Source organism: Paenibacillus sp. CF095, from assembly GCF_900101225.1.
GTDB lineage: Bacteria > Bacillota > Bacilli > Paenibacillales > Paenibacillaceae > Paenibacillus.
The window spans coordinates 2,448,008-2,472,494 of record NZ_FMZN01000001.1 but is presented as its reverse complement, the minus strand read 5'-3'; the positions used below and the strand labels follow the sequence as shown (position 1 = coordinate 2,472,494).

The window sequence follows — 24,487 nt, the reverse complement described above, 5'->3', positions numbered from 1 at the left end:
GCGCTTGGTCACAACACCATTAAGTTCCATATTTCAGGTTCTATAGCAACCATTTTTTTCGCTGCATATATGTCAGCACAACGATTCGATCCTCAGAAGCGCTCATTTTGAAAATCATTCACCTTGTGATAAGGTTAGGCCTGAACCTTTGAATTACCAAGATGACATTACATAAGGAGGATGAATATCCTTGCACAATTATAGGTACAACTCGAACAATAAATGGAGAAAACCACTGCATATGCTGTGTCTTCTGCTGGGAGTAGTCCTGCTTTTATCGGCATGTGGCCAAGCACAGAAACCTTCCTCCGCAACGGACTCGAATACCGGCGGCTCAAACGCTGGCTCCAACCCAGGGCAATCTTCCTCATCGCCGGAGCAGAATATCGCTCCACCGCAGGAAGAAGTACCAGAGGAACCGCAAGAAGAAGTCGATCCGGTGCAGGAGCAGCTCAGTTCATTAACGTTAGAAGAGAAGATTGGACAGATGATACTGGCCGGTGTTCAAGGGACAACGTTGGATGATCAAGCCAAACAGATGATTACCGATCAAAAGGTAGGGGGCATTATTTTCTATGCCAACAATGTATCGACACTCGAGGGAACAGCCAAGTTTGTACAATCCATCAAGGAAGCGAATCAATCCAATCCGGTACCGATCTTCATGAGTGTGGATCAGGAGGGTGGCAAAGTCAGTCGTATGCCAGAGACGGTGGAATCCATTCCTTCCAGTAGAAAAGTAGGCGAGACGAATGATAGCGCACTTGCTGAAACGATGGGCGAATTGCTGGCCAGACAAGTTCAGCTTGCAGGTTTTAATGTGGACTTTGCTCCTGTGCTGGATGTGAACAGTAACCCGAAGAACCCGGTGATTGGAGATCGTTCATTCGGCAGCTCGGCAGAACTGGTGTCACGTATGGGGATTGCAGAGATGAAGGGACTACGTAGTGAAGGCATTATTCCGGTAGTGAAACATTTTCCGGGTCATGGTGATACGTCCGTGGACTCCCATCTTGATCTGCCTGTTGTGAACAAAACTGAAAAACAACTGGCCGAACTTGAATGGATTCCATTCAAGGCCGCAGTGAAGGAGCAGGTAGAGGCGGTCATGGTTGCACACATTTTGTTCCCGAAGCTGGACCCAGATCATCCGGCTTCCTTATCGGATGTCATTATTGGTGAACATTTGCGTGGGAAGTTCAATTATGATGGTGTGGTCATCACAGATGACCTGAGTATGGGTGCAATCGCGAAGAACTTCAAGTTGGACCAGGCAGCCCTAGCAACTGTTAAAGCAGGAAGTGACATTCTGTTGGTAGCTCATAGTTATGAGAGTGCCAAGACGATTTTTGATACGCTAATAAGTGCAGTGAAGTCAGGCAAGATCACCGAGTCCCGAATTGATGAAAGTGTATATCGTATCCTGGCATTGAAGCAACAATACAAGTTATCGGATGATCAGAAAGCTTCGGGAGACCTGAAGCAATTGAATGCAGATATTATGAATTGGCGTAAGCAAATCGATGCTAGATAATAAATCCTGTGTTATGATTTTGCCAGAGGTGAGATCCAATAATGTATACCATTATGATAATAGAGGATGATCCCAAGATTGCGGGATTATTGAAATCACATATTGAACGCTACGGGGACCGGGCCGTTCTGGTTGAGGATTTTGAGATGATTGTGCAACAGTTTGAGCAGGTACAGCCACATGTGGTACTTCTGGATATCAACTTGCCCAGTTACGATGGTTTCTATTGGTGCCGCCAGATTCGTACGCTGTCCACATGCCCTATTTTGTTTATCTCCGCACGGAGTGGGAAGATGGATCAGGTCATGGCACTGGAGAACGGGGCGGATGATTATATTACGAAACCATTTGAACATGAGATTGTTATAGCGAAAATTCGCAGTCAGCTACGCCGGGTATATGGGGATTATGCTGCACGTGACGAAGAACGCAAGGTGGAACTGGACGGCTTGGTCGTGTACTTGGAAAGACTGGAGATTCAGCTTGGTGATCGCAAAGTGCAGCTGACGAAGAAGGAAACGATTCTGCTGGAAACGTTACTGCGCCGCAGTCCCAAGCTGGTGAGCAGAGAGACAATCTTGGAGAAGCTGTGGGATGACTCTTTTGTAGATGACAATACACTCAGCGTTAACGTTACTCGGGTGCGTAAGCGATTAGCCGAGCTTGGTATTACGGATGCACTGGAAACGGTCAGAGGTTCGGGTTACCGATTGAACAATAACTGGAAAGCTTCTTCTCCATCATGAGATTGTTTATACGAGAACATCTCGCTTTAACGTGCTGGGTTGTTGCCATCTTGTTCACCGTTGTTGCAGTGTTCTGGTATGACGGTTACAACGATTGGGTCACGGCTGCTTATGCCGTAACGCTGGGATTATTTTTGTACGTTGGATATTTGGTGTATCGTTATTATTCACATCGCTCCTTTTATACCCGGATGTCACGATCGATGGATTCGCTGAAGGAATTTGTACCATTGAACGAAACAAGTCCATTATCACTGGCGCTGGAGAAGTTGTTGGATTCACAATACGGCCAGTATCACGCACATCTGCATCGGCTGGAACAGCGACAGCAAGAATATCTGACATTCATGAACCAGTGGGTCCATCAGATGAAGACACCGTTATCCGTCATCGAGTTGACCGTGGAAGGTCAGGAAGATGACGACCCTAGGCTCATAAGCATTCGAGAGGAAGCAGACCAGATGAGGCGAGGTTTGGAGACTGTGCTGTATGTGGCGCGGTTGGATACCTTCGAGCAGGATTTCAGTGTGGAACCTGTGATACTGAAGACCGCTGGGGAAGAAGCGATCCATGAGCTCAAGCGATTCTTTATTCGCAATCACGTCTATCCAGAGATGCATATAGATTCTGCGCTGGTTGTACAATCCGATGCTAAGTGGATTCGTTTTGTCTTGGTACAGTTACTGTCGAACGCAATCAAGTACTCTGCGGGCAACGGACAAAAGATTCATCTGCGTGCGTATGAAGCGGAACGCTCTATCATGCTGGAAGTGCAGGATCAGGGCATCGGGATTCCGAAGTCTGATCTGAATCGGGTATTCCAACCTTTCTTCACCGGGGAGAACGGACGGCATTTCAAAGAGTCCACAGGCATGGGATTGTATATAGCAAAAGAAGTGTTAACGCGGATGAATCATCAGATTGATCTTGAATCCGTGTACGGCGAAGGAACGACTGTCCGAATTACATTCAACTCCTGAAGTGACAGGTTGAAGAAGTGTGAGTGGAGTATGAATTACAGTGTGAGTGTATGTATAGACGTCTATTGCCTGATCGGGGCGAAGGCGTCTTTTTGATTTTCATGATGCAACCTTACAACATTGTCATGTTGATGAAAGGTTAAACCATAGGAGAATGGCCGAAACTTCGATAGACTGTAGTCAGAAGAGTACAGGAAAGGCCACGCACAATACGCATGCACACAGCATGAAAGTAACTTAATTTTGAATTCATACATGACTAAGGAGTTGTAACTATGGAGATTTGTTCTGTCAAACAGATCAGCAAAATCTATAAAGGCGTTGTATCGTATGAAGCATTATCAGGTATTGACCTCAGTATTCAGGAAGGAGAGTTTGTCGGGATTATGGGACCATCGGGTAGTGGCAAAACGACACTTCTGAACATGATCTCTACAATCGATCATCCCACATCCGGAGAACTGCGGATTGCAGGCAAGAATCCGTTTGAACTTGAACCAGACGATCTTGCGCTGTTCCGGCGTAAAGAGCTGGGATTTGTTTTTCAGTCCTTCAATCTGTTGAACACACTGACGGTTAAGGAAAACATCGTATTACCCCTTACGCTTGACGGCGTTTCACTGACAGAGATGAACACACGTGTGGAACGACTTGCGGGCAAGCTGGGAATCGAAAGCATTTTGAACAAGCGGACCTATGAGATCTCAGGTGGACAGGCACAACGTACGGCTATTGCCAGAGCGCTAATTCATTCACCCAAGCTGATTCTGGCTGATGAACCAACAGGTAATCTGGATTCGAAGGCGGCAAGAGATGTGATGGAGATTCTGGAAACCCGCAATCAGGAAGACCGGGCTACGATGCTGCTGGTTACCCATGATGCAGTCGCCGCAAGTTATTGCAGCCGGGTCGTCTTTATCAAGGATGGCAAACTTTACAACGAAATTCACTACGGCGATAATCGTGCAGCCTTTTACCAGAAGATTATTAATGTATTATCCCTAATGGGAGGGTCCGGACATGAATTTTCGCCAGTTCGCCATTAATAACGTTGTTCGCAACAAACGAATTTATCTGGCTCATTTTCTGAGCAGTACATTTTCCGTCATGATCTTCTTTATCTACGCATTGCTCCTCTTCCATCCCGATTTGAAAGAAGGGTTAAAGGGTTCCAATGGAACGGTTACCTTGCTTGCCAACCAGGGGTTTATGATTGCGGAGATCATTATATTCATCTTTTCATTTCTGTTCCTGCTCTATTCGGTAGGTTCATTTCTGAAGACACGCAAGAAAGAGTTTGGTATTTTCCTGATCCTTGGCATGACACCCAAACAGATGAACCGGCTCCTGTTTATGGAGAATATGTGTATCGGATTAGCTTCGATCGTTACGGGCATCGGACTTGGGCTCATTTTCGGCAAATTGATTCTGCTGATCTGTGGCTCCATGCTGGCTGTTGAGAACAGTCTTCGATTCTATTTTCCACTGAAGGGTATTGCCCTGACGGTTGGCGCATTTCTGCTGTTGTTCGTTGTCATCGCGATGTGTTCATCCTTGCTCATACGCAAAGGTTCACTTATTGAACTTGTGAAATCGGAGGAAAAGCCAAAACCGGAACCGAAAGCATCGCGTCTGCTCGCCTTGTTATCCGTATTGTTCATTGGCGGGGGCTATGCTGGGGTATTCACCTTTGTCTGGGTAAGCTTCTCGTTTCCGCTATTATTTGCGAGTGTTATGGTCGTGATTGCAGGTACATACTTACTGTTCACACAGCTCAGTGTGTACGTTATCCGGGCACTCAAAGGCAATTCACGGTTATTTTTCCGTAAAACCAATATGCTCTTTCTATCAGAACTTACGTATCGAATGAAAGATAACGCCATTATGTTTTTCATGGTAAGTATCATTTCGGCTTCTTCATTTACGGGAATTGGCACCATGCTCGCGATTGCTGACCCGGGGTTGTCGTCGATGTCGAATCCGTACGCATTCAGTTATATGAATTCATGGGATACTCCTCAGTCAGACGAACATATTCAACAGATTGAAGAAGCGTTGATTGATCATCAAGTTCCCTACGTGAAGGGCAGTTATGCTCCTGTATCTGAAAATAATAATGGAGAGATTATCAAGTTAAGTGATTATAACCGTCTGGCGAAGGCACTTGGGTATGAAGAACGTACGTTGAAACAAGTCGATGAGTCATTTATGACACCAAGCAATTTGGCGGTTCGCAAGACGTACCGTAAACAGGCTGAACAAGGATTCTCGGGAGGAAAGGTCACTCTGGAGGTGACTAGTGAGCGCGTACCTGTTCAGCTATCGACACCTGGCACCGAGATTGTGATTCCTTTTGAAGGTGAAATTAATCTCTATATCGTAACTGACGAATTATTTAATCAGATGAGGCCTGCGTACAACGAGGAAGTTGGCATGCCTGAAGGTTTCTATTCGAGGCGAACGATCCAATTTATCGTGAAAGATTGGATGGGCACACGCAGTTTTGCTCCTGAATTGATCAAATCGATTGAAGATGATTATTCCGACAAAGGTTATTACGAGGTTAGCGCGCTTGTGGTGGATTGGCTTAATTCCAAGCAGACCAATGGCATCATTCTAATTTTGAGCGGCCTGATTGGCATTGTTTTCTTCACCTTTGCAGCAAGCTTCACCTATTTCAGACTCTACGCAGACCTTGAACGGGATGAAGCGCAGTATCGCATGATTGGCAAGATGGGACTCAGCCGTCCCGAACTCCGCCAGATCGTAACAAGGCAGCTATTACTTATGTTCTTCCTGCCGATTCTGATTGCCGTCATCCACAGTTCGGTGGCCTTTGTAGCGTTGCAGCAACTGGTTGATTTCTCGGTCTTTGGATACAGCCTGCGCATCTTCTTGGTGTTTGCTTCCATGCAGATTTTGTATTTTGCACTCGTTCGCTGGCGGTATCTGCGTCACATGTATTCCAAATTAGTATAAAATAGCATGGCCCAACAGACACCGGACTCTTCGCTCGGTGTCTGTTGACTTTTCTATCTCTGGCACAGTACTATTTTGTTAGATACAGAATGTATCATTACATAGTTTCTCAAGCAGTTAGAAGGATGGAGTTACAGAAATGTCAGGCCGGTGCCTGAGAGGGAGGACATATCATGAGTATCACGATGTCTCGTGGACAAGCTTACATTCAGCGTCTGAATGATGAGCGGAATGTATGGCTGGACGGAGAGCGTATCCAGGTAACTGGGCATCAGGCCTTTCAGGGAACACTTCAAACCATAGAAGGATTGTTCAATCTGGTGGATGACCCGGAGACAAGGGAAACCGTGGCCTATTGGGACGAACAGACGGGAAGTTACGTGCATCACTCTTTTCTTGTGCCTCGTTCACTTCCTGACGTGAACAGCAGGGCGGATGCTTTTCGGCTGTGGGCCGATCGGACGTATGGGGTGATGAGCCGATTGTCTGATTATGCCCGATCCAGGCTGACCGGTTGGTATGCAACACGACATGAGATGACAGCACATGATCCTGCATTTGCAGGTAAAATATCGGCTTATTTTGAACAAGCCAAACGAAACGATGCATTCCTGACCATTGTCCAGCGCGACCCGCAGATTAACCGTTCCTTGCCTGTTGGTGAAGATGAGGATGCCATGCTGCGAATTGTCAAAAGCAATACGGAGGGCGTAGTCATTCGCGGGGCCAAAATGGTGGCAACAGCAGCGCCTTATGCCGATGATATCATTGCTTATCCCGTTCAACGAATTCCAGGCCACCTGCCAGAGCTGGCCCATATGGTAATTGTAGCCGCGGACAGTCCGGGCTTGCACATGATGTGTCGTGAATCTTTTGCCACAAAAGATACAGATAAATCACATCCACTCAGTGCGCAGTATGATGAGATGGATGCTGTATTATTTTTTGACGATGTATTTGTGCCCTGGGAACGTGTATTACTGCACAATAACCCTGAAGCCGTATGGCAGATTCGCTGCAATACAGCTTCGGCCAGTCTGGCCTACCATCAGAGTGTCATTCGATTACACTCGAAACTGGAGTTTATTACAGCCGTGACCTCATCCATTGCCAAGGAGATTGGGGTGGACTCTTTCCTGAATGTGCAGGAACAACTTGGAGAGCTGATCAGTCAGATGCAGACTATCGAGGGACTGATTATTGCTGCTGAAGCACAGTCCAAACCAGACACATTTGGCAACTGGTTGCCGGAATTCAAATATATTGAAACCGCACGTAATCTGGGCAATCGCTATTATCCCCGTGCGGTGGAGATTTTGAAGACCATTGCTGCGGGTGGTCTGATTCAGATTCCTTCAGGTACGTTTGAAATAAATGAAATGATGGGTTCTATGGTAGGCAAATATCTTGGTGGAGTAACGATGCAAGCCCCGGAGAAGATTCGTCTCTTTCAACTCGCATGGGAGCTGACTGGAAGTCCACTCGGAGCAAGGCATGATCTATATGAACGTTTCTACGCGGGTGATCCCGTGCGCAATCGGGCGAACCAATATGTGCAGTATGACAAGGAACGTTTATTGGGAAAAGTTGAACCGTGGCTTCGTTCGCTTAAGGACTGATCTGATGATAAAACAAATGGTCCGAATGAAGATTGTAAAGCCTGAATGAAGAATGAAAAGCTTGAATGTAGGCTGAAAACAGCCCTATTTTAGTTGATGCCTTGGCTTGCGCCAGGGCTCTATTTCTATTTATTTAGATTATCTTTAGAAATGATTTAGGTTGAATTAAGAGACGTAGTATATAGTATTAATGTAGAGATAGGCATAGAGTATAGGAAATGAGAGGAATAACATGAGATACACCGTATTAATTGCAGATGACGAACCAGAAATTGTGGAACTGCTTCAGCTCTATCTGGAGAAGGACTATACGATTAAGACTGCGGTGAATGGAGCCGAGGCGTTACAATGTATACGTTCAACACAGATCGATCTGGTCATACTGGACATTATGATGCCTGTAATGGATGGATTGCAGTTGATCAAACAGATCAGGGCTACACATCACATGCCTGTACTGTTCCTGTCCGCCAAAAGTCAGGATCACGATAAAATCCTTGGACTCGGACTTGGGGCAGACGATTATATAGCGAAGCCGTTCAACCCGCTTGAGATTGTCGCCAGAGTAGAGGCGTTGCTCAGAAGAGTCAATCAATTTGATGCAGCGGAGATCCCCGCAGCGAAAGAACAGAATCTGGTATTAGGTGATCTGACCCTGGATCGATCCCAATGTATCCTTTTTCGTTCAGGAACGCCTGTAACATTGACCTCTACAGAGTATAAAATTATGGAATTGTTGCTTGATCAACCTGGCCGAGTGTTCACCCGTAAAAAAATATACGAAGCGGTCTGGGGCGATTATTATGCGCACGAGGACAGCACGATTATGGTACATATCAGCAACATTCGGGAGAAGATCGAGCGTGACTCCAGACAACCGGAATATCTCAAAACGATAAGGGGACTGGGATACAAAATTGAAGCGCCCATGGAAAGCTAGAGAAAAGCGACTGTTACAGACATCTCTGACACTGGACTTCTTGTTGTTCAACTTCTTTTTGCTGTTACTGGTACTGATCGTGTACCTTATGGTTTCACTTGATGTCGTGGATTTTCGCATTTCGGATCAGGTGGTTGATCCGGATCTGAATGTTGAAGCCCACGTGTATGTGGAAGAGCTGGAGAACGAATTTTATTCCGGTGGAGGTTCGGTGTCGAAAGGCAAAGACACAGAGATTCAACGTCTCAAGGACAGCGGTGGCTGGATTGAAATTCTGGATGCGAATCGCAATGTCATTCGTCATGTGGGAGACAAGCAAGATGTGTTCACACAATACAGTGAAGCCGATCTGTATGATGGACTGGAAAATCGGAGTGACCAGGAATACTATTATTCGATCACTCCTCTCTCGACAGAAGGAGCGGCAGCGTATGTGTTGCTGAAAATCCCGCGTGATCTGGTCAGCGTGCGAATTAATGATAATCAGTTGATTACCAATCTGAAACATCCATTATCCTTTTACATTATGATTGGCATCGGTTTGGTTTTATTATTGATCTTTGTCTATAGCTATTGGGTCGCACGGAGAATCAAAAAACCACTCAGCATCCTCTCCTCGGGTCTTACGCAGATGATACAAGGAAATTATAGTACACGGATGTCGATCTCAGCCGAGAGGGAATTTGTCCAGATAGGTGAGACCTTTAACTACATGGCGGACGTCATTGAGAACACCTCTGCGGAGAAACGTTACGCTGAAGAGAGCAAACAGCGACTGATTGTAGACTTATCACATGATCTGAAGACACCGATAACATCTATACAGGGTTATGCTCAGGCTTTGGTGGAAGGACGTGGAGAGGACAAGGACAGGCAGCAAAGATATCTGGGATACATCTATAACAAGTCGGTTCAAGTTGCACGCATGATACAGAATATGCTGGAGCTGCTCAAGGTGGATTCGCCCGATTTTCGCATGCATATTCAGAGAAGAGAGATTGGAGAATTCGTGCGCGAGATTATGGCAGATACCTATGGGGAGATTGAACAGAAACAGTTTGTCCTCCATGTACTTGTTCCTGATCAGGAGATCTACGCGAGGTATGATCCGGAGCTGTTATCCAGAGTCATTCAGAATCTGATCACCAATGCTCTGTCTTATAATCCACTCGGGACAGAACTGCGCGTCGAACTCATTCCGCTTCATACCCATGTGGTGATAGAGGTGGCAGATAACGGAGTGGGCATACCTCAAGAACTATGGTCAACGATCTTTGACCCATTTGTACGAGGGGATGAGGCGCGGACAGCGACCGGAGGCACCGGACTTGGTTTGTCCATCGCACGACGTAATACAGAGAAAATGGGCGGACGGTTGATCCTTTCCCGGCGTGGGCGAGAGACCACCGTGTTTACCATTGAGATTCCAAATTAAATAAGAGAAGAAATGTCCATGTGGAGGGAAATATTTTGTTCAAAGTAAATACGTTTGTCCGGTTCAGTATTGCACTGGCGCTGATATTGGTTAATATCTATTTATTATCACGTGTAAGCTTCATCTTTCAGCCGCTCGTCACCATGATCACGGTCATTACCGTGCCGATGATGTTGTCGGTGTTCTTTTATTATCTGCTCAGACCGCTTGTGAATTATATGGAGAAAAAGAAAATAAATCGCACGCTAAGTATTTTGCTAATCTATCTGGTTATTGCTATTCTGGGAGTGTTCTTCATCATTGGTTTATGGCCATCGTTACGTGAGCAACTGATCAATCTGGTTGATAACGCACCAAGTCTAATTAATTCATTAAGTGAACAGCTGAGAGAGCTGGAGCAAAATGGTGCCATACAGGCCTTGTTCCCTGAGGGCTCGACACCTTTCTCCCAGATCACGGAGTATATCAACAAAGGATTTAACTTTGTAACCAACTATGTAAGTGGATTCTTCTCACTCGTTTCCAGTTTTGCGATCATCTTGTTTACACTACCCATCCTTTTGTTCTATATGCTGTTACAAGGCGAGAAATTTGGTCGTAAACTGGCACATATCGCTCCAAAACGTTTCCAAAATGACAGCCGTGAAGTTGTACTTGAGATTGATCAGGCGCTGAGTGGTTTTATTGTAGGTCGAGTCTTGGTAAATCTGGCGCTGGGTGTACTGATGTATATCGGTTTCCTGATCATTGGACTGCCGTACGCATTACTGCTCACGGTAATCGCGGTCATCATGAACTTTGTTCCATTTATCGGAGCGATTGTGTCGTCCGTACCTATTGTGATCATGGGTCTCGTGGTATCACCATCGGTTGCCATCTGGTCTCTGATTATTATTCTTGTCGCTCAGCAGATTCAGGACAACCTGGTTGCACCGTACGTATTCGGCAAAAAGCTGGATATTCACCCGTTAACGACGATTATTCTGGTCTTGGGTGCAGGGGACCTGGGTGGAATTATTGCCATCCTGATTATTATCCCGGTTTATATGATCGTTAAAATTCTTCTGGTTCGAATCTATAACATGTTCTTCAAGGACAAATGGCAGAATGCATAGAATTTAAATTATTCGAAGGAGTGGAGCACATGTCTGAAATTATCGAAAAACAATACAATGAACCTGAATATATCGCACCTCAATCTGTTCAAATGGGTACCATTCACATCTCGAACGATGTGTTATCCAAGATCGTGGGGATGGCCGCTCAATCAACGGCTGGCGTATCCTCCATGTCGGTTGGACTGACTGAAGGGATTGCCAAGAGTATCAGCGGCAAGAGCCTGCAAAAAGGGATTGACGTACATGTCAAAGACGATCAGGCAACCATCCAGCTGCGCATCAACATTCAATATGGCAACAAGATGCACGAGGTCTGCCGTGAACTTCAACATAATGTTCAACAGGCTGTTGAACAATTAGCAGGCGTCATGGTCGATGAAATCAAAGTGCAAGTTGTTGGCATATCCATGCCGGAGACGGTATAAACCAATGAAAAGAATGTAAGGAATAACGATAGTAAGGTTAAGCGATTAACAAAAACAGCACCTTCCCAATTAACAACTTAACTGGGAGGGTGCTGTTTTATGTTTGCGGTAGTAGGTGGGCGCTTCACCCATCACTTTTTTGAACATTTTGGAGAAAAGCAATTGATCCGTATAGCCCACAGAACGGGCAATATCACCAATGGTCAGACCGGGATCAAGCGTCAGTTCGGCTGCCCTGCGCATCCGATAATGAACCAGATACGACTGGATGCTGCTTCCCATCTTGTCCTTGAAGAGAGAGCACAGGTAACTGCGCTGCAAACCGACATGGGCCGCGATGGATTGAACGGTAATGGCATTGGCATAGTTCATTTCAATGAAGTCGATTACCTGCGTTACGTACGTTTCCTTCGAATAATCCGGCATGGGTTGAAGATGATCTGAATTAGCCTGATCAATTAAAATGGAGAAGAATTGATACAGCAAACCAGTCATGCTAATCTCCCAGCCTTTGTGGGTATTGCGAGAATTGATCATTCGGTGCAGGCAGGATCGCATCTCGTCATCCTCATTACCCAGCTCAAAAATCGGGTGATGCTCGGACAGACAGGCCTGCTGTAAAAAGGAAGAACTATTGCTGCCTTGAAAAGCAACCCAGCTGTATTCCGATGGATCATCCTGATCTGCTTCGTAATGCACGACGGAATGCGGAACAATCAGAAAACCTTGACCTTTGTGCAGGGTATGCGTTTTGCCACCAACTTCGAAGGTGCCTTTGCCATTCAAAATATAATGAATTTTATAATAGTCTCGCATGGCAGGGCCAAAGTGGTGACCAGGTGTACAGGCTTCCGTGCCATAATGAAGGAGCTGAAGCTCCTGAAAATGATTGTTCTTGAACATATACGTAATCAAGGGTATTCACTCCTGTACGATTTCGTCTCATCTTGCATTTTAACATATTAATTAGTGTGAAAGATGAATAATTTAAGACTAGTTTATATAGATAACAATCATTATTACATATGTTCAAAGTGAAATGCCATATCGTTTTTCCAGGAAAATGTCTAAGATGAAAAGGAATTCAACAAACCTTACAGGAAAGTGAGAATAACGATGCCCTATACTGCGAGTGAACAACGATATGATGAGATGAAATATGTACGTTCCGGCAAATCCGGAATCAGACTGCCGCAAATTGCGCTGGGTTTATGGCAGAACTTTGGTGGCAACCGCACATTGGATATTCAGGAAGAAATGATTTTACGTGCCTTTGACCTCGGAATTAATCATTTCGATCTGGCGAATAACTATGGTCCACCTCCAGGATCAGCGGAAGAGAACTTTGGTGTGATTTACAAAAAACATCTGCGTCCTTACCGGGATGAACTGCTCATTTCGTCGAAGGCAGGTTACCATATGTGGAGTGGACCTTACGGCGAATGGGGTTCCCGCAAAAACCTGATTGCCAGTCTGGATCAAAGTCTTGGTCGGATGGGGCTGGACTATGTGGACATTTTCTATCATCACCGTCCAGATCCGGATACACCGTTGGAAGAAACGATGACGGCACTGGATCACATCGTGCGGCAAGGTAAAGCTCTGTATGTGGGCTTGTCCAATTATAATGCAGAACAGACGCAAGAAGCGGTAACCATTCTCCGTCGTCTGGGTACGCCGTGTCTGGTTCATCAGCCAAACTACTCGATGCTGAATCGCTGGATTGAAGACGGTTTGCAAGACGTACTGGATGAGCAGGGCGTAGGTTCCATTGCGTTCTGTCCACTCGGCCGCGGTCAGTTGACGAATAAATATGTCGATAAGATCAAGGAAGAACGCGCCAATCCAACAGGCAATTTGAAAAAAGAAGCATACACGGACGAACGGATTGCCAAGTTCGATGCGCTTCAGGCAGTTGCCGAGCGAAGAGGGCAGACGATCTCCCAACTGGCTCTGAACTGGATCTTGCGCGGTAACCGTGTAACCTCAGCACTGATTGGTGCAAGCCGTGTGTCCCAGATTGAAGAAAACGTGGCTGCCCTCCAGGCAGCGGATCTGACAACGGAAGAGTTGAATGAGATCGAAAGTATTTTGGACGGAATGGGTAATTATCCGTGGTAACATACACAGTATAGCTGTGTGAAAATTATAGTTAGGTAAAATTAATTTAATATAAATTAAGAATGAAATGGCGCCTACCTGATTATCAGGAGGGCGCCATTTTGTATATGTCATTTTCTTTATAGGATAAGATCTATTATAATAGTTCATTAATTGACCTATGTTTATTTTTTTGGAATGAGCCTAGTTCATAGCACCTGGTCCTAGGATTTAGGGTATAATATATAGAAGCTATACATTTGAACTACGAAGGAGAGGCTCCATTTGAACTTTGAACAGTGGATTTCGCCTGAAAGCTATAACCTGACATCCGAGATGGAGAATCATCCATCAGACCGGATTGCACTTAGATGGCTCAGCGATCAACGAGAATTGGAAGAGATTACGTATGGTGATTTATTCAAGCAGGCGAATCGTCTTGCTGGAGGTATGCGTGAACTTGGACTGGAGAAGGGTGACCGGGTGTTGGTCATGGTACCACGCCGGATAATTGCCTATGTCATTTACATTGCTTGTCTTAAATTGGGGATTGCCGTTATTCCTTCCTCCGAGATGTTACGGGCCAAAGATCTGGAATATCGTCTGCGTCACTCTGAGGCGCGGGCTGTTATTGTATGGTCCGAGACGACCTCGGAAGTGGAAAAGATGGACGCGGATCTGCCATCACTGGCACATCGAATTGTGGCATCACCTAATGGCGAAGTTGGCGTACCTGCTGAAGGCTGGGTTAATGTGCATGAGTTAATGCAGAATCAACCCGATGAGATGGCTACGGTGGAAACACACCGTGATGATACAGCTATTCTTGCTTATACTTCGGGCACAACTGGTAATCCCAAAGGAGTTGTACATAGCCACGGTTGGGGATATGCTCACCTGCGAATCGCTTCTTCATTATGGCTGGATATTCAACCTTCAGATACCGTGTGGGCAACGGCTGCACCTGGCTGGCAAAAATGGATCTGGAGCCCGTTCCTGTCGGTACTCGGAAGAGGCGCGACTGGCCTGGTCTACAATGGATCATTCCAGCCCAAGCGTTATCTGGAACTGATGCAGGAACATCAGATTAATGTCCTTTGCTGTACACCAACGGAATATCGGTTGATGGCCAAAGCCGATGATCTTGGACATTATGACCTGTCCCATCTGCGCAGTGCTGTTTCAGCGGGCGAACCGCTCAATCAGGAAGTCATTGAAATCTTCCAGCGTCACTTCGACCTGACTATTCGAGACGGATATGGACAGACCGAGAGCACGTTGTTAATCGGCAGTCTCAAGGATGCGCCTGTACGTATTGGCTCCATGGGTCAGTCGATTACACCTGGATTGATTGAAATTATTGATGAAGAGGGACAACCTGTTCCTGCGGGTGAAGTAGGAGATATCGCGGTACACAAAGAGATGCCAGCTTTGTTCAAGTCCTATTATCAGGATGAGGGACGGAAGGAAGCCAGTCAGCGTGGCGATTATTTTGTAACAGGGGACCGTGCACGCAAAGACGAAGAAGGATACTTCTGGTTTGAAGGGCGCAGTGACGATATCATCATCAGTTCGGGTTACACGATTGGACCATTTGAAGTGGAAGAAGCACTCATGAAACACGCCAGTGTGAAGGAATGCGCGGTGGTTGCAAGTCCGGATGAGATCCGTGGCAATGTGGTGAAAGCATTTGTCGTACTGCGAGATGTTTCGCTGGCTTCACCAGAACTGATGCGTGAATTGCAGCACCACGTCAAAGAAATCACAGCACCTTATAAATATCCACGTAAGATCGAATTTGTTACGGATCTGCCAAAGACCAACTCTGGTAAAATCCGCCGGATTGAGTTGCGCGAACAAGAAAAACGTAATGTATAAATGAGATTAGGTAACGAATGATTGAAAAATAATAGCATAAGTAGTGAAAGAGAAGGAATCGATTCTGCAGAAGCGATAGCGTTCGTATTTGTCTCCTAATTTTAACCTTTGAAAAATACGATGAAGAAAATTTGGAGACAACGACGATCTAAAGAACGATCCTTCGCTGTAACGGCCACTCAACAGAGTCCAAGTCAATTGCAATCCATGTCATAATATATGAAACAGGAGTGAATACAACCATGAGTCAATTTGAACAAACCTTTGAAAAATCATTGGAACAATACGCAGAACTAGTTGTTAAAGTTGGCGTGAATATTCAAAAAGGACAGGATCTGCTCGTCACTGCACCCATCGAAACGCTTGAATTCACACGTCTGATTGTGCAAAAAGCCTATGCGGCTGGTGCAAACTATGTACAAGTGGACTTCGATGACGACAACATTACCCGCAGTCGTTTTGAACATGGTTCCAATGACAGCTTTGACTATTATCCAGCGTGGAAAGCGGATATGATGGAGAAGTTTGCGGAAGCAGGCGGCGCTACCCTTACGATCAAAGTTCCAGATCCTGAACTGTATAACGGAATTGACTCCGACAGCGTTTCCCGTGCCACTAAGGCAGCTGCACACGCACGTCGGGGATATGCTAAGTATACACGTAATCATGAAATTAGCTGGTGTCTGATCAAAGCACCGACCAAGGCTTGGGCGAACAAAGTGTTTGCCGACATCCCGGAAGAAGACCGAATCAACGTGATGTGGGAAACCATCTTCAAAATGAACCGTGTAGATGGCGGAGACGCCGTACAAAATTGGAGAGAACATCTGGATACCCTGAATACCATGAGTGATCTCCTGAATAAAAAGAACTATAAGAGCCTGCATTACCGTGCGCCAGGTACAGACCTGAAAATTGAATTGGTCCACAACCACATCTGGGGTGGCGGTGGTAGCGAAAATAAACAAGGTGTATACACGGTCGCGAATATGCCAACTGAAGAAGTATTCACCATGCCTAAGCGCAGTGGAGTGAATGGATATGTCAGCAGTACCATGCCTTTGAACCTGAATGGACAGCTGGTAGACCAGATGAGAATCACATTCAAGGATGGACAGGTTGTAGCGTTTACGGCAGCATCCGGTGAAGAGCATTTGAAGAACCTGTTTGCCACCGATGAAGGAGCACGTTATCTGGGTGAAGTGGCACTCGTACCACATGACTCCCCGATCTCCAACCTGAATCGCATTTTCTACAATACGGGTATTGATGAAAATGCATCCTGCCATTTGGCTGTGGGCAGTGCATATCCATTCAACATGAAAGATGGCACAACGATGTCGAACGAAGAGTTGCTGAAGCATGAGTGCAATGTGAGCTTGACCCACGTTGATTTCATGATCGGTTCCGCAGAGCTGGATATCGATGGTGAGTTACAGGATGGTACAATCGAGCCGGTATTCCGTAAAGGCAACTGGGCATTTTAATTTCTAAACTAGTTATCTAAGTTGAACTAAAGATTATTTACACTGACACTACGATGACAGAATAACCTTCCAATCGCTGTTATCCCCAGATTTTTTTGATTCCCTTTTCTCCAGGGAAAAATCCGGGGATAGCATATGCTTCCGATGCAGCTTTCTTTCAGAAAGCTTTTAGGCGAACGCTTCGCTTTTTCAGGTTTTTTCTGTCCTCTCCGTTATCGTGTAAATGATTAGTTCAACTTAAATAGTAAAAGTAATAGTATTAAACAAGAAAGTGACTTCAATCTGAAGTCACTTTTTTTTGTTTCCTCGTAACGTGGATTACACGGGTCTTACAGGCACACATATTTCGCAATAATGCTGATTGAGCAGTGCCCAACGATATCGTTCTATAACCGGCTTGTTGTCCATCAGATAACCACTTGTTTGTAAATGAGGGATGATGATGTTCCATGTCTGCTTAATAGCTTCTGCCGTATGTCTCACCTTACAGATGAGATAATCTCCACCTGATAGCTCGCCAATCTCAACAAACTCATCTTCCAGACGTTCAGATTCAGTGATAAGAATACAGGCATCATATCTACATTTTTCGGGCGGTGTGGTAGTTGGGTCATCTTGGGGTATGCCCAGTAATGTTGCTGATTCATGAAGCAATTGGTTTTTGTCTGCCCATTGTTTCAGCGTATTCATCGCTTGAGCATTGGCTGGACCGTAAGGACCAACCTGTCGAACATAGGCGAGACGATATGACGGGAGGTTTTCGATATACATTTCCATGAAAATCTTCCTCTCTGTACGATTTCTCTTACATGTTGGATGCTAACATGGTATAAAAGAATTTGCTTAAGTAATTGTTGAATCCCGGCGACGAAACTCATAAAATAGGGATAATATGTTGGAAGACTGTTCCATAGAGCAAAACGAGAGGGGGAGGCGTTAGACATGGATATTACTTATGCCTTCACGGATGAACGTTTCAGGCAAGTTGTGTTGGATCGTTTTTGTGATCAGCGGGATTTCATTCAGGAGAGTGACGTTTGTGAGGTTGAGATATTGCAACTTTCCAATCACAATATTAGCAATCTTGATGGAATCGAGTATTTCAGGGGTCTTCAAGAGCTGGAATGTGCCTATAATCAATTGACCGGTCTGGATCTTACTCAGAATCACAAGCTGAGGACGTTACGTTGCAGAGAGAATCAGCTTCTTACACTGGACCTCCGTTCCAATTCGGAATTGCAAGTGCTGGATTGCAGTTTTAATCGACTTCGAAAATTAGATCTTTCTTATAATTCCAAACTTATAACAGTGGAGTGTCATTGGAATATGTTGTCGGAGCTGGCTTCGGAGCACCTTGAGCAGTTGGAGGAACTTAGTTGCAGTTATAACGCTCTTTTCTCACTTGAACTTGAACAGAATAAGCAACTGCGGCGACTTGATTGCGCCAACAATTACATGCTGGAACTTGATGTAACAGGTTGTCCAAACTTGATTGAACTTCGCTGTAATCACAATCATATCAAACAGTTGGATTTTCGTTCAAATATGGTTTTAGAAAGTGTCCGTTGTTTTAACAACCATATAAGGGAGCTGGATATTCGCAATAACGTACAACTAAGAGAGTTGTACTGTTCCGAGAACAAATTAACCAAGTTGGATTATAGCGCTATTCCCAAGCTGGAGAGACTGCAATATGCAGACAATCTGATTTTTGAATCCGATCATGAAGTTCAGGGGATGGGTGTGTTTCAGTATGACGCATCGATGTCCAACTATCAGATGCACTTACATATTCAGGATAAAGAACTGGTAGTCACTGCACAGGTTTCAACCAAGATAGAGATGGAAGCCCTATCCCCATATATGGAAGAGACGTGGAAACGGTGGGACATGCTTGGTGAGCAGGCGCTTAAAACTATTGCCGAGGCTCATCCGGACGAAGATATCAATGAATTGATTTTGGCTGATGTAGAATTTCAGGGAGATCAATACCTCCGATTGGGTTATGATGCGGGGGATACACCTGCTGGTCGACTATACATATATGCGGAGTTTGACGATGAATTTCACATGTTGGATACGTTGATCTATGAAACGTATTAAAGCCACGAGATCGTGGCTTTTTTGCTGTGTCATTTAACTACTTTTATGTTATTCAGCGTGCATTTTGTTGAAGCTAACATATTCGTTAATCGGTTTACGGTAACCGCGTGGGCGCTGTTTGGCTTCCGACTTTTTGCCAATGGTGATCAGCATAACCGGTACGTAATGGTTAGGGATTTCCAAACTCCGTTGCAGTTCTTCCGAGTCAAAACCAATCATTGGACAAGTGTCCCAACCGCGATCCTGAGCGATCAACATCAATTGCATGGCAGACAGGCTGGCATTGCGAATCGCATCCTCACGTTGGAAGAATCTGCCCCGAGATTCGTAAAATTCAGTGACACTTTGGGATTCTTGCTCGTATTGGAAAGGAGTGAGTGCGCCCAGGTTCAACAAGCCTTCGTTAATAGTTCGGATATGATGATGCGCGTTGACGTCGCCCAATACCACGATGACCGCAGAAGCTGTTTTTACCTTATATTGTTGGGAAGCTTCATAGACTTTCTCTTTCTGTTCCTCGTCTTTAATCACAAGATAGTGCGTGTGTTGCAGGTTAAAGGCAGATGGTGCAAATTTGTTCAGGGCAAACATTTCTTGCAGTTCCGAATCCGAAATTTCAATTCCTTCTTCAAAAATAACGGCCGATCTACGGTTTTTGACTAGATTCTCCAACTCACTCATGGTAGTTTCCCTCACTTATGTATGATTTATAAACTGACTATAACACACTTAGTTACTTTATGTAAGTATTATTTTAGAATAAGACAAGGATTGTCTGCCATACGCTAAAATAAAACACTAGAGGTGATTCATGAAAGCACTGATCGCAAGGTATATGGGAGGACATGACCCTCATGAATTTCGGGTATATGTGATCCAATCTTCGACGTTAAAACGTTTTGTAGTCGTGGAGATTATTCTAGGCCCTATCGTGTACAATGTCGCACTTTATTTGTGCCATAATGCAATACTTGCTGGAGTAGGCTCTTGGGCTGGAACAGAAGGTCTGAAGAGACTGCCACTGGTCTTTAGAAAAATCGTTGGGACATGATGAAGTGTGTAAATGAGAGATTGAAGCAGAAGAGGGCCAGTTGCGGCCCCATCTTCTCCTTCAGCCATGTTATCTATAGTCACGCATCTTTTATCTGATCTAATAACTGTCGAAGCTTTGGGTTCAAACCTGCCTTATTTGGCACGTTCCAAATACTGCTCGAGCGTAAGTTTCTGGTTGGTAATCTCACCAGCAATATATACCCCTACATAACGTACATGCCATGGCTCATAGGAGTAACCAGTCAATTTCTCCTGATCTTTGCCATAACGGATGATGAATCCGTACTTGTGGGCATTGGCTTTCAGCCATTTGCCTTCTTTGGTGTTGCCGAAGCTTTGTTGAAGATCATAACCAGCCGAAGCGCTGGAGATATCCATGGCTAGACCAGTCTGATGTTCGCTTTGTCCTGGCCGAGCACTTGTTTTATTGGCAACAGCTTCACCTTTGATGCTGGCATTACGGTCAAAGATCGATTTCTGTGTCGCATAAGAGCGATAGCCAGACACCGCTTTGATATCAATGCCGTCTTTTTTGGCAGCGGCAAATAATTTTTCAATAGCGGTTGCAGCTACTTTACGCATTTGTTTCTTCGGACTGGAACCTGAGAAGCTAAAAGGAATATTAGGTACAACCAAATCTTGTGGTGCATAAGTTGAAGGCAGATTTCTCTTTTTATTGACAAGTACAACTGTACTGGACACATTGGTCACGGTTGCCACATTTTTAATCGTTTTGATCGTACGACCAGGTGCATTATCATGCAGAAATTGAGTGAAGCTAGAGCTTGCAGCAGACGCGACGGGATTCAGACTTGAAGTGATAGGAAACGTAGTAAAAGCAGAACCTGCTACAACAGAGCCTACGAGAATTGTAGATATGATGGATTTACGAGTAAAAGATTTCATGATGTGTGTTCCTCCTCGGATTATATGAATCTATATACCGAGTATACTAGAGGATTATATCCATAGGTTCTCCAATTGTTTCCGAGTTGTAAACAAAGTTTGCTATAAAATCTAACTAGAGGGTATTTACCTTGCCACTTCGATGACAGAACAACCTTACGATCGCTGTTATCCCCAGATTTTACGAATTCCCCTTATAGGGGAAAATCCGGGGATAGCGTATGCTTACGAAGCAGCTTTCTTTCAGAAAGCTTTTAGGCGAACACTTCGCTTCTTCAGGTTTTTTCTGTCCTCTCCGTTTCGTGTAAATGTTTAGTTCATCTTTTATAGAGTCTTTTTTGCAACTCTGATAGAGGCATATAAAGAAAAGAACGTTAAAAAAAAACCGTTGCATTAGATGCAACGGCTTTTGATGTGAAGAGAGATACTGCTAGATTACTTCAAGTAAGCTGGAGACTGTATTACAACATGCAGGCGTCAGATCCACCGGAGCTTCCCACAGTTACGGCACGCGTGTCACGAACACGAACATTGCCGCTGAGCACACCGGAATCACTGCTTAATTTGAAAGAAGGATAATTTTCTTCCGTATCCAGCTTCATGTGTTGTTCTAGGTTCAGCTGCTGCTTCGGATCAACATAGAACGGAACCAGATTGGTTTCAATCTGCGCGTCGAGAGCCCCAAGTTCATCAACAATGATAATAGCGATAACTCCGTTACATCCGCAACCTTCCAAGTCATAGATCACTTTGAAATATCCGGGTTGGTCATTCAGGCTTTCTGTCAATCGTTTTGCAGCCAAATCTGTAATTTGAATATACATATAGGTACACTCCTTTATATGTGGTCATGGTTGTAAGTGGTAAAAGAATTCATTCAGCTTCTATTCACATTATACCACTTTGTCAAAAATCAAAGCATTTATTTTCTTGATTGATCAGTCTGGAAAAGGTATTCTTTATTTAATGAATAGGGAGGTGAGGTCTGCAATTGGGAAGAGCCAAGGAGTTTGACACGGAGACTGTGCTAAGAAAAGCAACGTCTGTATTTGGAGCGTACGGTTATGAAGGTACATCTCTGAGCTTACTGCTGAGTGAACTTGGCATTGCGCGGCAAAGCCTGTATGACACCTACGGAACTAAACATGATTTATTTGTCTCTGCTCTTAAATTCTATATTCAGCAGAAGACAGAGGCGGGGATCAAACTATTAAACGAATGCACAAGTGTGAGGCAAGGCGTGACCGAGTTGTTCAACGAAGCGGTTAACGTGTTGACAGACAACGAACGTCGTAATGAATGTTTCATCATTAATAGCGCGGTTGAACAGGCACCACAAAATCACGAAATCGCAGCTTTTATTCAAACCACTAACCAACAAATGGAAGATGTTTTTCATACTGCGCTGTTACGAGGCCAGAGGAGTGGCGAACTGAGGCACGCAGAGGAAGAATTGCCCGGGCTTGCCCGTTTTCTGAATTATTCCCGACTCTCATTGACCTTTACGGCGAAGAGCGGTGCAAGCGCAGAAGCCCTGCGAGATTTTGTACAGATGACCCTAAGGGCTATGGATTAATGTTTTACATGATTTGAGTAAGGATTCTTTATCTTTTTTTGAAAATGAACGCTTAGGGCGTTTATTTTTTGACTATTATAGACCGATTGGTCTGGAAAAAGAACGCGAAACAAACTGAAGGAGGAAATAAGGATGACACAATCTCAGCAGTTGGAAGCGGGCAATAGTATACCTCATCGGATCATGCATGGTTTTACTCAATTGCTACTGGAAGGAAAACTAAAACAGTGGTTGGAGTTATATACATCTGAAGCTATCTTCGAATTTCCATATGCACCAGCAGGATATCCTCAGAAACTGGAAGGAAAAGCTGCAATTACGAATCATCTTCATAATCTACTGGGGATGATTGAAATCCAGCAGTTTTCTGAACCGGTGATCTTGTCTGATTCCACGAAACAACAGTTTGTGGCTGAATTTACTTGTAAAGGGCGTTCATTAGTTACAGGTCAGCCATACAACCAAACTTACATCTCTGTAGTGAGCCACTCTAATGGGAAAATTACACATTATAAAGACTATTGGAATCCAATGGTCGTACTCGAATCGGACTTAGGAGGTAACAAGCATGATCAAAGATAAACCGTTGACACTTATTACAGGGGCTAATGGTAAGACAGGAAGCCGTGTTGCGGCCATACTTCAAAAGCATCATTATCCGGTGCGTTTGGCAGGAAGAACTAAACCATCTCTTTCTGGCTCTGATGATAACTATGTCTATTTTGATTGGTATGATTCCGAGACATATGCTCCGGCGCTGAAAAATGTGAATCAAGTGTATCTTGTCTTGCCAGTCATGGACATGACCCCAGAAGACGTCATGATTCCGTTCATCAAGGAAGCATTGTGGAGTGGGATTAAGCGATTTGTCTTGCTTGGCAGTGCTTCAATTGATGAAGATGGTCCTATTTTTGGCAAAGTACATCAGTATTTAAAAGCCCATGCTCCTGAGTGGACTGTATTGCAGCCATCCTATTTTATGGAGAACTTTACGGAGGGACCGCATCGGGAGACGACGAAACAACTCGGGAAAATATACAGTGCTACGGGTGACGGGAAAATTGGATTTGTTAGTGCAGATGATATCGCGGCAGTTGCGTTCCGTGCTCTGACAGATGTTGTTCCTCATAATACGGAGCATATCATTACAGGGCCGGAGTCGTTGTCCTATGGACAGGTTGCAGACGTCTTGAGCCGTGTACTGGGTCAGTCCATCCAGCATGAATCTTTGTCCGACGATGAATTGAGGAACAGCATGATTCGCGCAGGAATGTCAGAAGAATACGCTGCTGCCCTCGCAGGACTGGATGTGCCTATCCGGGAGGAGGGGAGAGAAGATCAAACGACAGATACGGTGACAAAAATAACGGGGAATAACCCGATTTCATTCGAGCAATTTATTCAAAATCATATGGAAGTATGGAAATAATGGAAGAAATATTTTCATATCATGAGAAGACGGTGCCTAGTGCCCGTCTTTTTGCATGTCTACCAGCTTGTTGACATCGTTGATTCAAATATGGATCTCTCCCTAACCAGGGACACCACGGAAAAGCAGTGATTATACGAACACACTTTTGGGGAAATAGATGAGGATGAATGTTAGGG

At 44.8% G+C, this 24,487-nt stretch carries 23 protein-coding genes; 18 read left to right on the top strand and 5 right to left on the bottom strand.

Features of this window, described 5'->3' with window-relative positions; translation table 11 throughout:
- The first annotated feature begins 190 nt into the window (after window positions 1-190).
- From nagZ to BLS69_RS10530, 10 genes are all read left to right on the top strand, one after another.
- Window positions 191-1,534 carry a beta-N-acetylhexosaminidase gene (nagZ, locus tag BLS69_RS10575; protein ID WP_256332274.1) on the top strand — a complete coding sequence of 448 codons (1,344 nt, stop codon included), beginning with the start codon at window positions 191-193 and terminating at the stop codon, window positions 1,532-1,534.
- A gap of 41 nt (window positions 1,535-1,575) precedes the next feature.
- A complete protein-coding gene (locus tag BLS69_RS10570; protein WP_091031246.1) occupies window positions 1,576-2,280 on the top strand; it encodes a response regulator transcription factor in 705 nt (234 codons plus the stop codon).
- Complete coding sequence (locus BLS69_RS10565) at window positions 2,277-3,260, top strand: sensor histidine kinase (protein WP_176872664.1); 984 nt, start codon at window positions 2,277-2,279, stop codon at window positions 3,258-3,260. Before BLS69_RS10570 ends, BLS69_RS10565 begins: the two co-directional genes overlap by 4 nt.
- A gap of 275 nt (window positions 3,261-3,535) precedes the next feature.
- Window positions 3,536-4,306, top strand: coding sequence for an ABC transporter ATP-binding protein (locus BLS69_RS10560; protein ID WP_091031241.1), 771 nt, complete (start codon window positions 3,536-3,538; stop codon window positions 4,304-4,306).
- Complete coding sequence (locus BLS69_RS10555) at window positions 4,281-6,239, top strand: FtsX-like permease family protein (protein WP_091031239.1); 1,959 nt, start codon at window positions 4,281-4,283, stop codon at window positions 6,237-6,239. Before BLS69_RS10560 ends, BLS69_RS10555 begins: the two co-directional genes overlap by 26 nt.
- Window positions 6,240-6,412: 173 nt before the next feature.
- Window positions 6,413-7,858, top strand: a complete 1,446-nt coding sequence (locus tag BLS69_RS10550; protein ID WP_091031237.1) for a 4-hydroxyphenylacetate 3-hydroxylase family protein — start codon at window positions 6,413-6,415, stop codon at window positions 7,856-7,858.
- Between the two features lie 232 nt (window positions 7,859-8,090).
- Window positions 8,091-8,798, top strand: a complete 708-nt coding sequence (locus BLS69_RS10545; RefSeq protein WP_091031234.1) for a response regulator transcription factor — start codon at window positions 8,091-8,093, stop codon at window positions 8,796-8,798.
- Window positions 8,776-10,233: a sensor histidine kinase gene (locus BLS69_RS10540; RefSeq protein ID WP_091031231.1), complete on the top strand. Its 1,458-nt coding sequence runs from the start codon at window positions 8,776-8,778 to the stop codon at window positions 10,231-10,233. Before BLS69_RS10545 ends, BLS69_RS10540 begins: the two co-directional genes overlap by 23 nt.
- 35 nt (window positions 10,234-10,268) lie before the next feature.
- Window positions 10,269-11,348 (top strand): AI-2E family transporter, encoded by a 1,080-nt coding sequence (locus BLS69_RS10535; RefSeq protein ID WP_091031174.1) that lies wholly within the window; start codon window positions 10,269-10,271, stop codon window positions 11,346-11,348.
- 29 nt (window positions 11,349-11,377) lie between these two features.
- The gene (locus tag BLS69_RS10530; RefSeq protein ID WP_047842725.1) at window positions 11,378-11,776 is read left to right on the top strand and encodes an Asp23/Gls24 family envelope stress response protein; all 399 of its coding nucleotides are present in this window, start codon (window positions 11,378-11,380) and stop codon (window positions 11,774-11,776) included.
- A gap of 69 nt (window positions 11,777-11,845) precedes the next feature.
- Here BLS69_RS10530 and BLS69_RS10525 read toward each other — a convergent pair whose 3' ends face one another.
- Window positions 11,846-12,691 carry an AraC family transcriptional regulator gene (locus tag BLS69_RS10525; RefSeq protein WP_091031172.1) on the bottom strand — a complete coding sequence of 282 codons (846 nt, stop codon included), beginning with the start codon at window positions 12,689-12,691 and terminating at the stop codon, window positions 11,846-11,848.
- 201 nt (window positions 12,692-12,892) lie between these two features.
- Here BLS69_RS10525 and BLS69_RS10520 point away from each other — a divergent pair, with 201 nt between their 5' ends.
- The 3 genes from BLS69_RS10520 (at window position 12,893) to BLS69_RS10510 (ending at window position 17,241) form a co-directional block, all read left to right on the top strand.
- Window positions 12,893-13,897, top strand: coding sequence for an aldo/keto reductase (locus BLS69_RS10520; protein ID WP_091031170.1), 1,005 nt, complete (start codon window positions 12,893-12,895; stop codon window positions 13,895-13,897).
- Between the two features lie 264 nt (window positions 13,898-14,161).
- On the top strand, window positions 14,162-15,754 hold the full coding sequence (gene mbcS, locus BLS69_RS10515) for an acyl-CoA synthetase MbcS (RefSeq protein WP_176872662.1): 1,593 nt from the start codon (window positions 14,162-14,164) through the stop codon (window positions 15,752-15,754).
- 242 nt (window positions 15,755-15,996) lie between these two features.
- Window positions 15,997-17,241: an aminopeptidase gene (locus tag BLS69_RS10510; protein WP_036608587.1), complete on the top strand. Its 1,245-nt coding sequence runs from the start codon at window positions 15,997-15,999 to the stop codon at window positions 17,239-17,241.
- A gap of 318 nt (window positions 17,242-17,559) precedes the next feature.
- On the opposite strand, the gene BLS69_RS10505 is transcribed toward BLS69_RS10510, so the two are convergent.
- Window positions 17,560-18,018, bottom strand: a complete 459-nt coding sequence (locus tag BLS69_RS10505) for an AraC family transcriptional regulator (RefSeq protein WP_091031167.1) — start codon at window positions 18,016-18,018, stop codon at window positions 17,560-17,562.
- Between the two features lie 165 nt (window positions 18,019-18,183).
- On the opposite strand from BLS69_RS10505, the gene BLS69_RS10500 reads away from it, so the two are divergent.
- Window positions 18,184-19,344: a leucine-rich repeat domain-containing protein gene (locus tag BLS69_RS10500; protein ID WP_091031166.1), complete on the top strand. Its 1,161-nt coding sequence runs from the start codon at window positions 18,184-18,186 to the stop codon at window positions 19,342-19,344.
- Window positions 19,345-19,392: 48 nt separating this feature from the next.
- On the opposite strand, the gene BLS69_RS10495 is transcribed toward BLS69_RS10500, so the two are convergent.
- Window positions 19,393-20,025 (bottom strand): nitroreductase family protein, encoded by a 633-nt coding sequence (locus BLS69_RS10495; RefSeq protein ID WP_076214767.1) that lies wholly within the window; start codon window positions 20,023-20,025, stop codon window positions 19,393-19,395.
- A 130-nt stretch (window positions 20,026-20,155) separates the two neighbouring features.
- On the opposite strand from BLS69_RS10495, the gene BLS69_RS10490 reads away from it, so the two are divergent.
- Window positions 20,156-20,395 (top strand): hypothetical protein, encoded by a 240-nt coding sequence (locus BLS69_RS10490; RefSeq protein WP_017688780.1) that lies wholly within the window; start codon window positions 20,156-20,158, stop codon window positions 20,393-20,395.
- 134 nt (window positions 20,396-20,529) lie between these two features.
- On the opposite strand, the gene BLS69_RS10485 is transcribed toward BLS69_RS10490, so the two are convergent.
- A complete protein-coding gene (locus tag BLS69_RS10485) occupies window positions 20,530-21,303 on the bottom strand; it encodes a M15 family metallopeptidase (protein WP_017688779.1) in 774 nt (257 codons plus the stop codon).
- A gap of 461 nt (window positions 21,304-21,764) precedes the next feature.
- On the bottom strand, window positions 21,765-22,127 hold the full coding sequence (locus BLS69_RS10480) for an iron-sulfur cluster biosynthesis family protein (protein WP_091031163.1): 363 nt from the start codon (window positions 22,125-22,127) through the stop codon (window positions 21,765-21,767).
- Between the two features lie 167 nt (window positions 22,128-22,294).
- Between BLS69_RS10480 and BLS69_RS10475 the strand changes: the two genes are divergently transcribed.
- From BLS69_RS10475 to BLS69_RS10465, 3 genes are all read left to right on the top strand, one after another.
- Window positions 22,295-22,879, top strand: coding sequence for a TetR/AcrR family transcriptional regulator (locus tag BLS69_RS10475; protein WP_076327883.1), 585 nt, complete (start codon window positions 22,295-22,297; stop codon window positions 22,877-22,879).
- Between the two features lie 132 nt (window positions 22,880-23,011).
- Entirely contained in the window at window positions 23,012-23,461 is a 450-nt protein-coding gene (locus BLS69_RS10470) for a nuclear transport factor 2 family protein (RefSeq protein WP_091031160.1), read from the top strand.
- Complete coding sequence (locus tag BLS69_RS10465; protein ID WP_176872660.1) at window positions 23,448-24,308, top strand: ergot alkaloid biosynthesis protein; 861 nt, start codon at window positions 23,448-23,450, stop codon at window positions 24,306-24,308. The genes BLS69_RS10470 and BLS69_RS10465 overlap by 14 nt, the downstream gene beginning before the upstream one ends.
- Window positions 24,309-24,487: the final 179 nt, after the last annotated feature.

Excerpts from the sequence above, each read along its gene's own strand:
- BLS69_RS10570 (WP_091031246.1), top strand. The coding sequence starts at position 1,576 with ATGTATACCATTATGATAATAGAGGATGATCCCAAGATTGCGGGATTA.
- BLS69_RS10565 (WP_176872664.1), top strand. The coding sequence starts at position 2,277 with ATGAGATTGTTTATACGAGAACATCTCGCTTTAACGTGCTGGGTTGTT.
- BLS69_RS10560 (WP_091031241.1), top strand. The coding sequence starts at position 3,536 with ATGGAGATTTGTTCTGTCAAACAGATCAGCAAAATCTATAAAGGCGTT.
- BLS69_RS10555 (WP_091031239.1), top strand. The coding sequence starts at position 4,281 with ATGAATTTTCGCCAGTTCGCCATTAATAACGTTGTTCGCAACAAACGA.
- BLS69_RS10550 (WP_091031237.1), top strand. The coding sequence starts at position 6,413 with ATGAGTATCACGATGTCTCGTGGACAAGCTTACATTCAGCGTCTGAAT.
- BLS69_RS10545 (WP_091031234.1), top strand. The coding sequence starts at position 8,091 with ATGAGATACACCGTATTAATTGCAGATGACGAACCAGAAATTGTGGAA.
- BLS69_RS10530 (WP_047842725.1), top strand. The coding sequence starts at position 11,378 with ATGTCTGAAATTATCGAAAAACAATACAATGAACCTGAATATATCGCA.
- BLS69_RS10520 (WP_091031170.1), top strand. The coding sequence starts at position 12,893 with ATGCCCTATACTGCGAGTGAACAACGATATGATGAGATGAAATATGTA.
- BLS69_RS10510 (WP_036608587.1), top strand. The coding sequence starts at position 15,997 with ATGAGTCAATTTGAACAAACCTTTGAAAAATCATTGGAACAATACGCA.
- BLS69_RS10505 (WP_091031167.1), bottom strand. The coding sequence starts at position 18,018 with ATGGAAATGTATATCGAAAACCTCCCGTCATATCGTCTCGCCTATGTT.
- BLS69_RS10500 (WP_091031166.1), top strand. The coding sequence starts at position 18,184 with ATGGATATTACTTATGCCTTCACGGATGAACGTTTCAGGCAAGTTGTG.
- BLS69_RS10495 (WP_076214767.1), bottom strand. The coding sequence starts at position 20,025 with ATGAGTGAGTTGGAGAATCTAGTCAAAAACCGTAGATCGGCCGTTATT.
- BLS69_RS10490 (WP_017688780.1), top strand. The coding sequence starts at position 20,156 with ATGAAAGCACTGATCGCAAGGTATATGGGAGGACATGACCCTCATGAA.
- BLS69_RS10485 (WP_017688779.1), bottom strand. The coding sequence starts at position 21,303 with ATGAAATCTTTTACTCGTAAATCCATCATATCTACAATTCTCGTAGGC.
- BLS69_RS10480 (WP_091031163.1), bottom strand. The coding sequence starts at position 22,127 with ATGTATATTCAAATTACAGATTTGGCTGCAAAACGATTGACAGAAAGC.
- BLS69_RS10470 (WP_091031160.1), top strand. The coding sequence starts at position 23,012 with ATGACACAATCTCAGCAGTTGGAAGCGGGCAATAGTATACCTCATCGG.
- BLS69_RS10465 (WP_176872660.1), top strand. The coding sequence starts at position 23,448 with ATGATCAAAGATAAACCGTTGACACTTATTACAGGGGCTAATGGTAAG.